Genomic DNA, 14,696 nt, shown 5'->3' on the forward strand with positions numbered 1-14,696 from the left:
AGTCCCCCGTTAGACGGCAGCCTCGGTCGCGCCGTGGCACTTCTTGTACTTCTTGCCCGAGCCGCAGGGGCACGGGTCGTTCCGGCCGACCTTGGGCTGCGTGCGGACGACGGTCTCCTGCTTCGCGCGCGGCTTCTCCTCGCCGTCGCCGCCCTCGCCCGCCTCGGCGTGCGTCTCGGTGATCCGCTGCATCGCCCGGCGCTGGGCGGCGAGCCGCTTCTGCTCGATCTCCTCGGCGCTCTCCTGGCGCACGAGCTGGAGGCGGAGGAGGTTGCCGATGACGGCGCTCTTCACGCGCCAGGTCATCTGCACGAACATCTCGTAGCCTTCCTTCTTGTACTCCTGCTTCGGGTCCTTCTGCCCGTAGCCACGCAGGCCGATGCCCTGGCGCAGGTGGTCCATCGAGAGCAGGTGGTCCTTCCACTGCTGGTCGATGGCCTGCAGGTACAGCCACTGCTCGTAGCGGCGCAGCACCGCGACGCCGTCGGCGTCGGTCCCGAGCTCGGCCTCCTTCTGCCGGTAGGCCTTCTCGACCACCGCGTAGACCTGCTCCTCGATCTCGCGGCGCGCCTCGGCGGCCTTGCCGGTGGGCAGCGCGAACTTCATGTCGACGCCGAACTGCTCCTTCACCATCGCGGAGAGCCCGTCGAGGTTCCAGTCGGAGACGCGGTTCGGGCAGCTCGCGCCGACCATGTCCAGCACGAGGTCCTCGACGAGATCGAGCATGTGCTCGCGCTGGTCAACCCAGGTGAAGACCTGCTCGCGGCGCGTCTTCTTCTTGGTCTTCGGGTCCTCGTCGAACTCCACCACCGGGATGCCCGCCCCGAAGCCGAGGACCCTGCGGCGCAGCCCGTAGATCGAGCGGCGCTGCTGGTTCATGACGTCGTCGTACTCGAGCAGGTTCTTCCGGATGTCGAAGTTGTGCGCCTCGACCTTCTTCTGCGCGCCCTCGATGGCCTTCGTGAGCCACGGGTGCTCGATCTGCTCCCCGTCCTTCATGCCCATGCGGCTCATGAGCCCCTGGATCCGCTCGGATCCGAAGATGCGCATGAGCTCGTCCTCGAGGGACAGGTAGAAGATCGACGAGCCGGGGTCGCCCTGGCGGCCGGCGCGGCCGCGGAGCTGGTTGTCGATGCGGCGAGACTCGTGCCGCTCGGTGCCGACGATGTGCAGGCCCCCGAGCCCGACGACCTCCTCGTGCTCCGTCCCGGTCTGCTGGTGGAGGCGCTCGGTGGTCTCGGCGAGGCGCCGCGCCCAGTCGGCGCGCCGCGCGAGGAAGGACTCCTCCGTCTCGCCGTCCATCGGCAGGTCCGGCTCCAGCCCCACCTCGTGCTTCGCCATCATGTCGGCGTTCCCGCCGAGGATGATGTCGGTGCCGCGGCCCGCCATGTTGGTGGAGATCGTGACCGCGCCCTTGCGGCCGGCCTGGGCGACGATCTCGGCCTCGCGCTGGTGGTGCTTCGCGTTGAGGACGTTGTGCGGGACACCGCGGCGCTTCAGCAGCGTCGCCACGACCTCGCTCTTCGCCACCGACACCGTGCCGACGAGGACCGGCTGGCCCTTCTTGTGCCGCCCCTCGATCTCGTCGCAGAGGGCGTTGAACTTCTCGCCCTCCGTCTTGTAGACGACGTCCTCCGAGTCCTTGCGGACGTTCTTCTTGTTCGTGGGGACGACGACGACGTCGAGGTTGTAGGTCTTCGCGAACTCCTCGGCCTCGGTGTCCGCGGTGCCGGTCATGCCCGCGAGCTTCGAGTACATGCGGAAGTAGTTCTGGAAGGAGATCGTGGCGAGGGTCTGGTTCTCCGCCTCGATCTTCACCCCCTCCTTCGCCTCGACCGCCTGGTGCAGGCCGTCCGACCAGCGCCGGCCCGGCATGAGCCGGCCGGTGAACTCGTCCACGATGAGGACCTCGCCGTTCTTGACGACGTAGTCGACCTCGTTCCGGTACAGGTGGTGGGCGCGGAGCGCCTGCTCGACGTGGTGCAGCGTCTCGATGGCGTTCGGGTCGTAGAGGTTCTGGACCCCGAGCTTCTTCTCCATCTTCTCGACGCCGGAGTCGCTCATCACGATCGTCCGGCTCTTCTCGTCGACCGTGAAGTCCTGGTCCCGGATCATCGAGGGGATGACCTGGTTCACCCGGTAGTACAGATCCGACGACTCGTCGGACGGGCCCGAGATGATGAGCGGGGTGCGGGCCTCGTCGATGAGGATCGAGTCCACCTCGTCGACGATCGCGAAGTTGAGCTCCCCCTGCACGTAGTCCTGCAGGCGGAACTTCATGTTGTCGCGGAGGTAGTCGAACCCGAACTCGTTGTTCTGCCCGTAGGCGATGTCCGAGTGGTACGCCGCCTGCCGCTCGGCGTCGGTGAGCCCGTGGACGATGACGCCGGTCGTGAGGCCGCAGAACCGGTACAGGCGGCCCATCCACTCGGAGTCTCGACGGGCCAGGTAGTCGTTCACCGTGACGACGTGGACCCCGCGGCCGGAGATCGCGTTCAGCACGCTGGGCAGCGTCGCGACGAGGGTCTTCCCCTCGCCGGTCTTCATCTCGGCGATGCGCCCGGAGTGCAGCACCGCGCCGCCGATGAGCTGCACGTCGAAGTGGCGCATCCCGAGCGCGCGCACGCCCGCCTCGCGGACCAGCGCGAACGCCTCCGGCATCAGCTCGTCGAGCGGCCGTCCCTTCTCGCGGACCTGCTGCTTCCACTCGGCGGTGAGCCGCGGGAAGTCGGCGTCGGAGAGCGCCTTCATCCGCGGCTCGAGCTCGTTCACGCGTGCGACGAGCGGCCGGAGCTTCTTCAGCTCACGGTCGTTCTTCGTGCCGAGCATCTTCTTCAGGACGTAGTTGACCACGGGGGCCCTCGAGCAAAAGAGACGGGGGCCCGCCGGATCGCTGCTCGGCGACAGGCGGGCGCCCCGTCTTACCCCGTTAGGTAACGACGCGCCATAGGATGTCAAACGGGGGAAGTTCCGGGCGCTTGGGGTATCTTCGAGGGGTGGCGCCTGCACGCTCGGCCGCGCTCGTCCTCCTGGCGCTCGCCGCCTGCGCCGGCCCCGGCCGCGCGGGCAGGGACCCCTTCGCCGGCGGCGACCTGCCAGACCGCCTCGCGTCGCGCGCCGCCTCCCTCGTCGGCCACTCCGGGCGCTTCGAGGTGGGGGGAGCGCGCCTGAACGCCGACTGCTCGGGGTTCGTGGAGGCGGTCTACATGGCCGAGGGCGTGCCCCTCGTCCGCCTCGTCGCGGCGGCGGCGCCGGCGGAGCGCTCGGGGGTGGCGGGGCTCTTTCGTGCGATGGAACGGTACGGCACCGTCTTCGGCGGAGGAGGTGCGTGGCCCGCCCCCGGCGACCTGGTCTTCTTCCACGACACCTACGACCGGAACCGCAACGCCGCCCGAGACGACCGCTTCACGCACGTCGGCGTCGTGGAGCGCGTCGAGCACGGCACGGTCGTCTTCCTTCACCGCGGCGGCCGCGAGGTCGTGCGCGGGGTGCTGACGCCCGATCGTCCCCTGGAGCCGGCGGACGGGGACCGCGTCCTCAACACCGCGCTCCGCGAGAAGGCGAGGCGGGCCCGCGACGGCGAGCGCGAGACCACGCTCGCGGGGGCGCTGTTCGCAGGCTATGCCCGGCTCGACCCGCGGCGGATCCCGGCGGAGCTCCTGCGCGGCCGCTGACCAGCGCTGCTCGCAGCGCTACGGCGCGAGCGCCGGACGACGCCGCTCACTCGAGGATGAACTTGCGGGGGTTCTCCGGGATCCCGTTCACCCGCACCTCGTAGTGGAGGTGCGTGCCCGTCGAGCGGCCGGTGTTCCCGACCGCGGCGACCTTGTCCCCGCGCCGGACGTGCGACCCCATCCGCACGAAGATCTCGGACAGGTGGCCGTAGCGCGTCTTCACGCCGTAGCCGTGGTCGATGACGAGGACCTTGCCGTAGCTCCCCTCGGTGCCGGCGAACACCACCGTGCCGTCGGAGGGCGTGTAGACGGGCTGGCCGTGCGGCGTCGCGATGTCGAGCCCGTGGTGCATGCGCCGCTCGGCGGTCCACGGGTCGAGGCGCGTCCCGAAGTCGGAGGTCACCCACCCGCGCGCCGGCCAGATCGACGGCGTCGACGCGAGCAGGGAGCGCTGGTCGTCGAAGTACTCCTGCAGCTCGCGCAGGCTCTGCTCCTGCCGCGACGCCTCGCCCTCCAGCGAGGAGAGCTTGCCCGGAAGCGCCGTGAGGCTCGCCTCAGCGGCGGGAGCGGGCCCCGGGATCTGCGCCTCGGCGTCCGTGTTGCCCACCGGGCCGATGGCGAGGTTCCGCTCGGGATCCTGGAGCTGCGTGACGGCGGTGCGGAGCTTCGCGTCGAACCGCTCGACGCGGTCGAGCGTCGCCGAGATGTGCGCCACCTTCTCCTGCACGAGCAGGATCTGCGAGCGCAGCTGCGCGTTCTCCTCCTTCAGGACGGCGTTCTCGGACGCGGACCCCAGGAGGGCGAAGTAGTGCCCGACGACGACGAGCGCGACGAGCGCGACCACGCCGCCGCCGTAGGCGAGGTTCACGAGCCAGCGTCGCGGCACCCGGAACTTCCGGACGGCCTGCGAGTGGTCGCTGACCACGATGACGGTGAAGACCTGCGTCTTCGGAGGTGCGGCCATCCCGATAGAGCTCCGCGGCCGCGCCTGGCCGCGCCGACAAGCTAGCGACGCGACGGACGAGCCAGAACGCCAGCCCCGGGTGCTCGGGAGCTCGCGAAAGACGTCCAGACGGGTAGCAGAGGGGTCGCTCGGCGTCAAGCGCGCGTGTTGCCTACACATTCACCTCCGGTGCCCCATCGCGGGAGCGCGCGCGGAGCGCCGCGAGCGGGGCGGACGCCGCGCCGCGTCGAGCTTCACGCGCCGGCTCTAGTTCCCCGTCCGGAGGACGATCACGGTGATGTTGTCGTCGCCACCCCGGGCGTTCGCCAGGGCGACGAGCCGTGCCGCAGCCTCCGCGAGCGGCGCCTCGGTGACGATCCGGAGGATCTCGTGGTCGTCCACGAGGTTCGTGAGCCCATCGCAGCAGACGACCACAGCGTCTCGGGGGGCGAGGGCGAAGGCCATGACGTCCACCTTCACCTCGCGCTCGAACCCGACCGAGCGGGTGATGATGTTCTTGAACCGGCTGTTCCTCGCCTCGTCCGCGGTGATCGCGCCGGCCTTCACCTGCTCGGCGACGAGCGAGTGATCCTCCGAGATCTGGCGGATGCGGCCCTCGCGGAGGAGGTAGCAGCGGCTGTCGCCCACGTGCGCCACGAAGGCGGAGCGCCCGTCGACGAGCACCGCCGTGGCGGTGGTCCCCATCCCCGCGAGCTCCGGGTCCGCCTGCGCCGCCGCGTAGATCACCGCGCAGGCCTGCTCGACCGCGCCACGAAGGATGCCCGGCAGCGCGCTCGACTCCGCGGAGCCGGGGTTGAAGGCGCCCGGCGTCCTGGCCCGCGCCGCCCGGACCGTCCGCTGGATGGTCTCGACCGCGAGGCGCGAGGCCGTGCCCCCGCCCGCATGCCCGCCCATCCCATCCGCCACGACGTAGAGGTGGAGGTCGTCGTCGACCAGCAGGGCGTCCTCGTTGTGGTCGCGTCGGCGCCCGACGTCGGTCAGGCCGTGAGCAGTGACGGGGAGCAGGGCCGGTTGCACCACGCGTCGAGCGTAGCATCCGGGCGCACCGCGCGCCTAACGATCTCGGGCCTCTGCGCTGACGCGGCGAGCCGCGGCCCGGGCCGGCGCGGCGCGCCGGCCGCGCTCGGGGGTGGGCGCCCGGGCCGCCGCGATCAGGGCGCCCGCGTGCTCGATCGCGGAGTCGGTCACGGTCGCCCCCGCCATCATCCGGGCGATCTCCCCCCGACGGGCCGCGTCGCTCTCGAGGAGCGCGACCGCGGTGGCGGTCCGGCCGCCGGAGACGCGCTTCTCCACCCGGTGGTGACGCTCCGCGAAGGCCGCCACCTGAGGTAGGTGGGTCACGCAGATGACCTGCCGCCCTCGCGCGACGTCGGCGAGCACGCGTCCCATCGCCTCGGCCACCGCTCCGCCGATCCCGGCGTCCACCTCGTCGAACACGTACGTGGAGACCGGATCCTTCCTGGCCAGCGTGCGCTTCACCGCGAGCAACACGCGCGAGAGCTCACCCCCGGAGGCGGTGCGCGCGAGCGGCCGGAGCGGCTCGCCCGGGTTCGGCGCGATCCGGAGCTCGGCCCGCTCCGCGCCCGCCGGACCGAGGAGCTTGCCCCCGACCTCGACGCCGATCTCGGGCGGGAGGAGGGCGACCTCGATGCGGCACCGACCCATCGCGAGGCCGTCGAGCTCGCGCCGGACCGCCTCCGCGAAGGCGCGCGCCGCAGCGGTGCGCGCCCGCGTGAGCTCCGCGGCGAGCGCGAGCGCCTCCTTCCCGCGGAGCTCGATCTCGGCGCCCACCTCGCGCAGCCGCTCTCCGCCGCCCGAGACCCGCGAGAGCTCCTCCCGCATCGCCACCCGCCGGGAAATCGCCGCGTCGAGCGAGCCGCCGTGCTTCCGCGCGAGGGCGCGGAGCAGCTCGAGCCGGTCCTCCACGAGCGCGAGCCGCTCGGGATCGCCGCCCACCGAGTCGCCGTAGCGACCGAGCTCGCGCCCCGCCTCCTCGAGCTCGACGGCCGCCGAGCGGAGCAGCGCGAGCGGGGCCTCGAGGCGGCGGTCGAGGAGGCCGGCCTCCGCGAGCGCGCGGGCCGCCTGCGCCACCCGCTCCGACGCGCTCCCCTCCTCGCCGTAGGCGAGCGCCTCCGCGGCGCGCGCGGCGTCGCGGAGCTTCTCGGCCGAGGCGAGCACGCGCCGCTCGTCCTCGAGGGCCTCGAGCTCCCCGGGGCGCGGATCGGCGGCGTCGAGCTCGCGGAGCTGGAAGGCGAGGTAATCCGACCGCCGCGCCCGCTCGCCCTCGTCCGCGGCGAGGGACTCCCGCTCGCGGACGAGGGCGGCGAGCGCCGCGTGAGCTGCGCGGAACCGGAGGAGGGTCGGCTCCACGCTGCACAGCTCTGGCCCGGGCTCCGCCTGCGCGTGCCTGAGGCCCGCGAACGCGTCCAGGAGCTCGGTGTGGGTGGTGGGATCGAGCAGCGACACGTGCTCGTGCTGGCCCGACACGTCGACGAGGCCGCGCAGCGCCTCCTCGAGCATCGAGACCGTGCAGAGCGCGCCGTTCACGAACGCGCGGCCCCGCCCTCCGCGCGCAGCCACCCGGCGCACGAGGAGCTCCGCGCTCTCGCCCGAGACGGTCCCCGCCCCGACGGGCAGCCCGGCGTCTCGCAGGCGGGCGAGGACGCGGTGGTCGGCAGGCAGCTCGAAGAGCCCCTCCACGACCGCCTCCTCCGCCCCCTCGCGCAGGACCTCGGCGCTCATCCGGCCGCCGAGGACGAGGTGCAGCGCGTTCACGAGGATGGACTTCCCGGCCCCGGTCTCGCCGGTGAGGACGTTCAGCCCCGGGCCAAAGCGGACCTCGATCGCATCGACGATCGCGAAGCCCGAGATGCGCAGCGTCGTGAGCATGGCGCCATTGATCCACGGCTCCCTGACACTGCGCAAATTTTCAGTGGTCCATCCGTTCGGGCGCCCGCCCTCCGAGCCGCCGAGCCGACTCCGCGAGAGTCCCGGCGAGGCGCCTTCCCGAGCCGCCGGCGCGGTGGGACGCTCGGGGCAACGGAGGACGCCATGACGATCCACGTGTCCGGGACGGTGCGCGTGCTGTTCGAGCGGCACGAGCTCGAGGTGCCGGGAGATCCGCCCGTGAAGGTCCCGGCGTTCCGCTGCCGCTGGTGCGACTTCACGGTCGTCACCGACGAGGCGAGCGCGCTGCCCGATCACGCCTGCGACGGCCCGGGCGCGGCCGAGACGTACCGGAACCTGCCGCCGCCTCCGCTCTCGCACGCCCCTGCGTGAGCCTCGGCGCACGATCCCGGGCCTGCGGCGGGCGTCCTCGCTCCTTGCGCCTGCGGCGCACGGAAGCAGTGCGCCTCGGCGCGCGTCGCTGCGGTTGCCCGCCTCGGCTCCGGTCTCGTGCGCCTTGCGTTTCGACGAGCGGGTCGCGACACGATACCGGGCCGGCGGCGCGCGTCGCTGCGGGTGCCCGCCTCGGCTCCGGTCTCCTGCGCCTTCGCTGGCGCGTCGGCAGCTCGGCTTTCTACCGCTCGCCCCAGCGCAGCTTGGCGCGCAGGATGCCGAAGTAGTCGAGGTTCGGGTTCCTGACGAGCAGGACGCGGTTCGACGACTGCTTCACCTGCACGAGATCGCCCTTCGCGAGCCTCACGCCGCGCTGGCCGTCGAGCGTAAGGTACACCTCGGAGTCGTTCATGAGCACGATCTGCACGGAGAGCTCGTCGGGCAGCACGATCGGCCGCTGCGTGAGCGTGTGCGGGCAGATGGGCGCGAGGATCACGCCGCGCATGGTGGGGTAGACGATCGGGCCGTTCGCGGCGAGCGCGTAGGCGGTCGAGCCCGTGGGCGTCGCGACGATGATGCCGTCCGCCTTGTAGGTGGCGAGGTAGCCGCCGGCGCAGCGCGCGTCGAGCTCCGCCATCCGCGCGAGCGCGCCCTTGCCGATCACCACGTCGTTCAGCACCTCGGCGTCCACGTCGCGCTCCGGCCGGCCGCCGCGGTGCAGGTGCACCCGCAGCTTCATCCGCTCGGACACGAGCGCGTCGCCCGCGAGCACCCGCTCGAGCATGGGGTACAGCTCGGCCTGCGGCACCTCGGTCATGAAGCCGAGGTTCCCCATGTTCACGCCCAGGATCGGCGCGGGCCGGCCCCCGAGCAGGCGCGCCGCATGGATGAGCGTGCCGTCCCCGCCGAGCACGACCACGAGGTCCGCGGACCGGCCGACCTCCGCCTCGTCGGTCACGACCTCGACGCCCTTCGAGCGGACGAACTGCTCCACGAAGTGCGCCGTCTCCGACGCCTCCGCCGAGCTGACCTTGTGGACGATCCCCACGCGCCGCGGCACGGGACACGGATGGTCTTCCATGCCGGGCATTATATAAGCGGTTCGCCATGGACCTCTTCGATCGCGCGGCCGAGAAAGATGAGGGGGGAAAGCCGCTCGCCGAGCGGATGCGCCCCCGCCGCCTGGAGGACTTCGTCGGCCAGGAGCACGTGCTCGGGAAGGGCACGGCGCTCCGGCGCGCCCTGGAGGCGGACCAGGTCCCGTCGCTCATCCTGTGGGGACCCCCGGGCACCGGGAAGACCACGCTCGCCCGCATCGTCGCGCAGCGGACCGGCACGGACTTCGTGCCGTTCAGCGCCGTGCTCGGCGGCGTCAAGGAGATCCGCGAGATCGTCGCGGCCGCGCGCGACCGGCGCCGCCTGCACCGGAAGCGGACGATCCTCTTCGTGGACGAGATCCACCGCTTCACCAAGGCGCAGCAGGACGCCTTCCTCCCCCACGTCGAGGACGGGACCATCACCCTCATCGGCGCGACCACCGAGAACCCCTCGTTCGAGGTGAACGCCGCGCTCCTGTCGCGCTGCCGCGTCGTCACGCTGCGCGCGCTCACCGAGGAGGAGGTGGGCGCGCTCCTCGAGCGCGCCGTCGCGGCGCCGGGCGGGCTCGCCGGTGCGGTGTCGCTCGAGCCGGACGCGCGCGAGGCGCTCGCGCGCTACGCGTACGGCGACGCGCGGCGGGCGCTCAACGCCCTCGACGTCGCGGCCTCCGCCGTGCGGCTCGCGGGGCGGACCGCGGTGACGCGCGCCGACGCCGAGGAGGCGCTGCAGCAGCGCACCATCCTCTACGACAAGGCGGGCGAGCAGCACTACGACGTCGTCTCCGCGTTCATCAAGTCGCTGCGCGGCTCGGATCCCGACGCCGCCGTCTACTACATGGTGCGGATGCTGGAGGGCGGCGAGGACCCGCGCTTCATCCTCCGCCGGATGGTGATCTTCGCCTCCGAGGACGTCGGCAACGCCGACCCGCAGGCGCTCCAGGTCGCGGTCGCGGCGCTCCAGGCGGTGGAGCTCGTGGGCCTGCCGGAGGGCGTCCTCCCGCTGAGCCAGGCCGCCATCTACCTCGCGCTCGCCCCCAAGTCGAACGCGGCCCTCACCGCCTACGCGACCGCGCGCCGGCTCGTGCAGGAGAAGGGCCCGCTGCCCGTCCCGCTCAAGCTGCGGAACGCGCCGACGAAGCTCATGCAGGGGCTCGGCTACGGCGGCGGCTACCGCTACCCCCACAACTTCGAGGGCCATTACGTCGCCGAGCAGTACCTCCCGGACGCGCTCCGCGGCGAGCAGATCGTGAGCCTCTCCGGCAACGGGCTCGAGAAGACGCTCGCCGAGCGGCTGCGCGCGCTCCGCGGCGAGCCGGGGCCGGACGGCGGGTGAGCGCGTCCGGGCGGAGGCGTGGCGGTCGCCTTCGCGAGGCGCCGCGTCGACGTGGCGTTCGTGCGAGCGCGCCGCGTGCGTCCACGCTAGGCTCGGCGCCGTGATCCTCTACCTCCACGGCTTCGCGTCCGGTCCGTCCTCGCACAAGGCGCGCGTCCTCTCGGAGCGGTTCGCCGCGCTCGGCGCGCCGCTCCACGTCCCGGATCTCACGCCCGGCGCGGAGGGCTTCGAGCGCTCCACGCCGTCCTCCATGCTCGGGATCGCCGAGGCGGCGCTCGACGGGGCGGGGTCGCCGCCGCACGCGATCATCGGCAGCTCGCTCGGCGGGTATCTCGCCGCGGTCGCGGCCTCGCGCGATCCCGGCGTGGAGAAGCTCGTCCTGCTCGCGCCGGCGTTCCGGCTGTTCGAGCGCTGGCGCGCCCGGCTCGGGCCGGGGGCGCTCGAGGACTGGCGCTCGAACGGCCTCGAGACGATGCACCATGCCTCCGGGCGCATGCGGCGCATCGGCTTCCAGTTCTTCGAGGATGCCGGAGCCTTCCCGGCGTTCCCGGTGGTCCGCGTCCCGACGCTGTGCATCGCCGGCACGCGCGACGACACCGTCCCGCTCGAGGACGTGGAGGCGTTCGTCGAGCGCACCCCGACGGCGCGGCTCGTCGCGGTCGACGACGGGCACGAGCTCGCGGCGTCGCTCGACCGGATCTTCGAGGAGGCGCGGGCGTTCCTCCTCGGCGGGTAGCGCCGGGAGGAGCCCGCCTTCCGCCGATCCGCTACTGCGCCTTGTGCGCGTGGACCTTCGCGAGGAGCGACGCGTCCGGGCTCGCGTGGCAGCGCTTGCACGTCGCGAGGGTCGGCATGACGAGCCCGGCCGCGATGGCCTTCTCGCGGTCGCGCATGACCGACGCCGGCCAGTAGTCGGCGCCGTTGCCGTGGCAGCCCTCGCAGTCGAGTCCCTTGACCGCATGCGGGCTCGCGGCCCAGGACTGGTGCTGGACGCGGTGGCACATCTTGCACTTCGTGTCGCCGACCTTCGCGTGCTGAGCGCCCTGGGGCGCGGCGGGGGCGGCCTCGGGGGCGGGCGCCGCGGCGGTGGCGGGCTTGGCCTCTGCGGACGGAGCCGTCGGCGCGGGCTTCGGGGTGGGGGCCGGCTTCGCGGCGGGGGCGGGGGCGGGGGCCGGAGCCGGCTTCGCGGCGGGCGCAGGAGCTGGAGCCGGCGTCGCGGCCGGAGCCGGGGACGGCGCCGGAGCCTCCGGTGCCGGGGTCGCTGAAGGCGCCGTCTCGGCGGCAGGAGCGGACGGCTGCGCCGACGGGGCGGGCGCGGCCTGCTCTCGTGCAGGCGGAGGCGCCTCGGAAGAGCGCTCGCCGCAGCCGAGGGCGATCGAGGCGAGGGCGAGGGCGAGCGGAAGCGTGCGGGAGCGCATCGGGTTCTCCTCGGAAGGCAGTGGGCGGGAGGCGCAGTCTACCGCGCGGGGCGCGCGGGGGGATCGCTTGCTACACTCCCGGCCGTGCTCGTCGAGGTCGCCGTCGCCGCCGCGGTGCGCGGGACATTCACCTACCGCGCCCCACCCGCGCTGGCCCCCGAGATCGCGCTCGGGCAGCGCGTCGCCGTGCCCTTCGGCAGGAGCCGGCGCGCGACGGGCTACGTGGTGGGCTTCCCCGCCTCGGCGCCGGAGGGCGTGGCGCTGCGCGAGGTCGCCGCGGTGCTCGATCAGGTCCCGCCGTTCACGCCGAAGCTCGTCGAGCTCATCCGCTGGGCGGAGGACTACTACCTCGTCCCGGCGGGCGAGCTGCTCCGCGCCGCGCTCCCGCCCGGCCTCAACACGCGCAAGGGCGCCGCCCCGCCCGTGCGCCGCGGCGTCGAGTACGCCGCGCCGGAGGCCTCCGCCGCGGACGCTCTCCCCACCCTCGCGCGCGCGCGCGTCCAGCGCGCGGTCCTCGAGTACCTCCTCGCGCGCGGGCGCATCCCGGTCGAGGAGCTGCGCGCCGCGTTCCCGTCCGGCCGGCCCGCGCTCGCCGCGCTCGCGCGCCGGGGCCTCGTCCGGCTCGAGCGCGAGGTGCCCGTCGCGCGCGGCGGGCTCCTCCCCGCCTCCGCCACGCCGCTCGCGCTCACCCCTGCGCAAGCCGCGGCGCTCGAGGCCATCGCGGGGGCGTTCGGCGCGTTCACGCCGTTCCTCCTGCACGGCATCACCGGCTCCGGCAAGACCGAGGTCTACCTCCAGGCCATCGCCCGCGCGCGCGCCGCGGGCAAGGGCGCCCTCGTGCTCGTCCCGGAGATCGCGCTCACGCCGCAGCTCGCCGGCCGGTTCCGGGCGCGCTTCGGCGACGAGGTCGCGCTGCTCCACTCCGGCCTGTCGCCGGCGGAGCGCCACGCCGAGTGGCAGCGCCTCCGTGCCGGCGAGGCGCGCATCTGCGTGGGGGTGCGGAGCGCCATCTTCGCGCCCGTGCCGGACCTCGCCGTCGTCGTCGTCGACGAGGAGCACGAGGGCAGCTTCAAGCAGGAGGACGGCCCCGCCTACCACGCGCGCGATCTCGCCGTGGTGCGCGCCAAGCTCGAGGGCGCGGTCGTGGTGCTCGGCTCGGCGACCCCGTCGCTCGAGACGCTGGAGAACGCGCGGCGGGGCCGCTACCGGCTCCTCTCGCTGCCCGCGCGCATCGACGACCGGCCGCTCCCGCAGGTCGAGCTCGTCGATCTCTCCAGGCTGCGGCGCCCCGGGCGCGATCTCGGCCCGGGGCTCGTCTCTCCGCCGCTCGCCGAGGCGCTCGCGGAGACGGTCGCCGGCGGGAAGCAGGCGATCCTGTTCCTGAACCGCCGCGGCTACGAGACCCTCGTCGTCTGCGAGGCGTGCGGCGAGGAGGCGCGCTGCACCGAGTGCGCCGTCTCGCTCACGCACCACGCGCGGCGCGGGATCCTGCTCTGCCACTACTGCGGCCGGACCGAGCGCGTCGGCGAGCCCTGCCCCTCGTGCGGCGGCGCCCGGCTCGGCGTGGGCGTCGGCACCGAGCAGGTCGAGGAGGCGGTCCGCGCGCTCTTGCCGGGCGCGCGCGTCGCGCGCCTCGATCGCGACGCGGTGGGGACGGCGGAGGAGACCGCGGAGCTGCTCGCGCGCTTCGCGCGGCGCGAGCTCGACGTGCTCGTCGGGACGCAGATGGTGACGAAGGGGCACGACTTCCCCGGCGTCACGCTCGTGGGGGTGGTGCTCGCCGACACCGCCCTCGCCCTCCCCGACTTCCGCGCCGCCGAGCGGACGTTCCAGCTGCTCGCCCAGGTCGCCGGCCGGGCAGGGCGCGGCGCCGACGCGGGCCGCGTCCTCGTGCAGACCTTCAACCCCGCGACGCCCGCCGTCGCCTGCGCGGCGGGGCACGACTTCGCGGCGTTCGCCGAGGGTGAGCTCGAGCGCCGGCGGCGCCACGGCTACCCGCCCTTCGGCAGGCTCCTGGCCGCGCGGGTCGAGGGCTCGGAGGCGGGCGCCCGCCGCACCGCGGAGGCGCTCGCGGAGGCCGCCCGGCCGTCCTTGCGGGGCGAGGTGACGATGCTCGGCCCCGCGCCCGCCGCGATCGAGCGGATCCGGGGGCGCACCCGCTGGCACCTCCTCTTCCGCGCGAGCTCGCCCCAGGCGCTGTTCCGCGTCCACGGCGCGCTCGCGCGCGTGGCCCACCGGCCGCCGGGGGGCGCCGAGGTGCGCTTCGACATGGATCCGCACTCGATGCTGTGACTGATGGCGCGGCGCATCCGGCGCCGCTATCGCACCCGCCGGGGGAGGCGCCCGCTTGGTCCCCTGCTGGGCGCGATCCATAATCGCGCGGCGTGGCGCGCATCCTCCTGGTCGACGACGACATCGCCGAGATCTCGGCCGTGAAGCGCGTCCTCATGCGCGCCGGGCACCAGACGGTGCTCGCGACGAACGCGTCCGACGCGCTCGCGGTGATGGCGCAGGCGCTGCCCACCCTCGCGCTCGTGGGCGCCACCTGCGAGGGCGGCGAGGCGCTCACCCTCGCGCGGCGGCTCGCCGCGGGCGACGGCGCCCCGCTCCTGCCGCTCATCCTCCTCGGCCGCGACGACGGCGCTCCCGCCGGAGCGCCGCAGCTCGCGCGCCCGGTCGATCCCGGACAGCTCGCGGAGGAGGTCACCGCCGCCCTGGCGCGCGCGGCGGCCGCGGGGGCGCCCCCGGCGGTCCCGATGGCGGGCGCCGCCCGGAACGTGGCGATCGCGCTCCCCGCTCCGCGAACCACGGGCGGCGGAGCCGCGCGTGGCGGCGCGAACAGGGCGGCGAGCGCGACTGGCCCGCGGGCTCCGCCCCGCGCCGCGAGCTCGACCTCGAATCCCGCCCGCGCCTCGCCCCCGCCCTCCCGGG

Annotated in this window: 11 protein-coding genes and 1 pseudogene; 6 read left to right on the plus strand and 6 right to left on the minus strand. The window is 73.9% G+C overall.

What is annotated here, in order from left to right; genetic code table 11:
• Positions 1–9 precede the first annotated feature (9 nt).
• Positions 10–2,853: a preprotein translocase subunit SecA gene (secA, locus tag MNY60_RS21160; protein WP_242340785.1), complete on the minus strand. Its 2,844-nt coding sequence runs from the start codon at positions 2,851–2,853 to the stop codon at positions 10–12.
• Between the two features lie 143 nt (positions 2,854–2,996).
• On the opposite strand from secA, the gene MNY60_RS21165 reads away from it, so the two are divergent.
• The gene (locus MNY60_RS21165) at positions 2,997–3,674 is read left to right on the plus strand and encodes an NlpC/P60 family protein (RefSeq protein ID WP_242340784.1); all 678 of its coding nucleotides are present in this window, start codon (positions 2,997–2,999) and stop codon (positions 3,672–3,674) included.
• A gap of 46 nt (positions 3,675–3,720) precedes the next feature.
• On the opposite strand, the gene MNY60_RS21170 is transcribed toward MNY60_RS21165, so the two are convergent.
• The 3 genes from MNY60_RS21170 to recN all read right to left on the minus strand — a co-directional run bounded on the left by MNY60_RS21170 (position 3,721) and on the right by recN (position 7,527).
• Entirely contained in the window at positions 3,721–4,638 is a 918-nt protein-coding gene (locus tag MNY60_RS21170) for a M23 family metallopeptidase (RefSeq protein WP_242340783.1), read from the minus strand.
• A gap of 246 nt (positions 4,639–4,884) precedes the next feature.
• The gene (locus MNY60_RS21175; RefSeq protein WP_242340782.1) at positions 4,885–5,658 is read right to left on the minus strand and encodes a Stp1/IreP family PP2C-type Ser/Thr phosphatase; all 774 of its coding nucleotides are present in this window, start codon (positions 5,656–5,658) and stop codon (positions 4,885–4,887) included.
• A 33-nt stretch (positions 5,659–5,691) separates the two neighbouring features.
• Positions 5,692–7,527 (minus strand): DNA repair protein RecN, encoded by a 1,836-nt coding sequence (recN, locus tag MNY60_RS21180; protein WP_242361803.1) that lies wholly within the window; start codon positions 7,525–7,527, stop codon positions 5,692–5,694.
• Between the two features lie 162 nt (positions 7,528–7,689).
• On the opposite strand from recN, the gene MNY60_RS21185 reads away from it, so the two are divergent.
• Positions 7,690–7,917 (plus strand): hypothetical protein, encoded by a 228-nt coding sequence (locus MNY60_RS21185; RefSeq protein ID WP_242340780.1) that lies wholly within the window; start codon positions 7,690–7,692, stop codon positions 7,915–7,917.
• A 241-nt stretch (positions 7,918–8,158) separates the two neighbouring features.
• Here the strand turns inward: MNY60_RS21185 and MNY60_RS21190 are convergent, their stop codons facing one another.
• Positions 8,159–8,998: an NAD(+)/NADH kinase gene (locus MNY60_RS21190; RefSeq protein WP_242340779.1), complete on the minus strand. Its 840-nt coding sequence runs from the start codon at positions 8,996–8,998 to the stop codon at positions 8,159–8,161.
• A 26-nt stretch (positions 8,999–9,024) separates the two neighbouring features.
• Between MNY60_RS21190 and MNY60_RS21195 the strand changes: the two genes are divergently transcribed.
• Entirely contained in the window at positions 9,025–10,347 is a 1,323-nt protein-coding gene (locus MNY60_RS21195; RefSeq protein ID WP_242340778.1) for a replication-associated recombination protein A, read from the plus strand.
• A gap of 100 nt (positions 10,348–10,447) precedes the next feature.
• A complete protein-coding gene (locus MNY60_RS21200; protein WP_242340777.1) occupies positions 10,448–11,083 on the plus strand; it encodes a YqiA/YcfP family alpha/beta fold hydrolase in 636 nt (211 codons plus the stop codon).
• 31 nt (positions 11,084–11,114) lie between these two features.
• Here the strand turns inward: MNY60_RS21200 and MNY60_RS21205 are convergent, their stop codons facing one another.
• A complete protein-coding gene (locus tag MNY60_RS21205) occupies positions 11,115–11,765 on the minus strand; it encodes a hypothetical protein (protein WP_242340776.1) in 651 nt (216 codons plus the stop codon).
• Positions 11,766–11,849: 84 nt separating this feature from the next.
• Here MNY60_RS21205 and priA point away from each other — a divergent pair, with 84 nt between their 5' ends.
• Positions 11,850–14,057: a primosomal protein N' gene (gene priA, locus MNY60_RS21210; RefSeq protein WP_242340775.1), complete on the plus strand. Its 2,208-nt coding sequence runs from the start codon at positions 11,850–11,852 to the stop codon at positions 14,055–14,057.
• A gap of 92 nt (positions 14,058–14,149) precedes the next feature.
• Positions 14,150–14,696: pseudogene (locus MNY60_RS21215) on the plus strand (molecular chaperone DnaJ); the annotation flags it as partial.

The sequence above is a fragment of the Anaeromyxobacter sp. SG17 genome, from assembly GCF_022690695.1.
Classification (GTDB): domain Bacteria; phylum Myxococcota; class Myxococcia; order Myxococcales; family Anaeromyxobacteraceae; genus Anaeromyxobacter; species Anaeromyxobacter soli.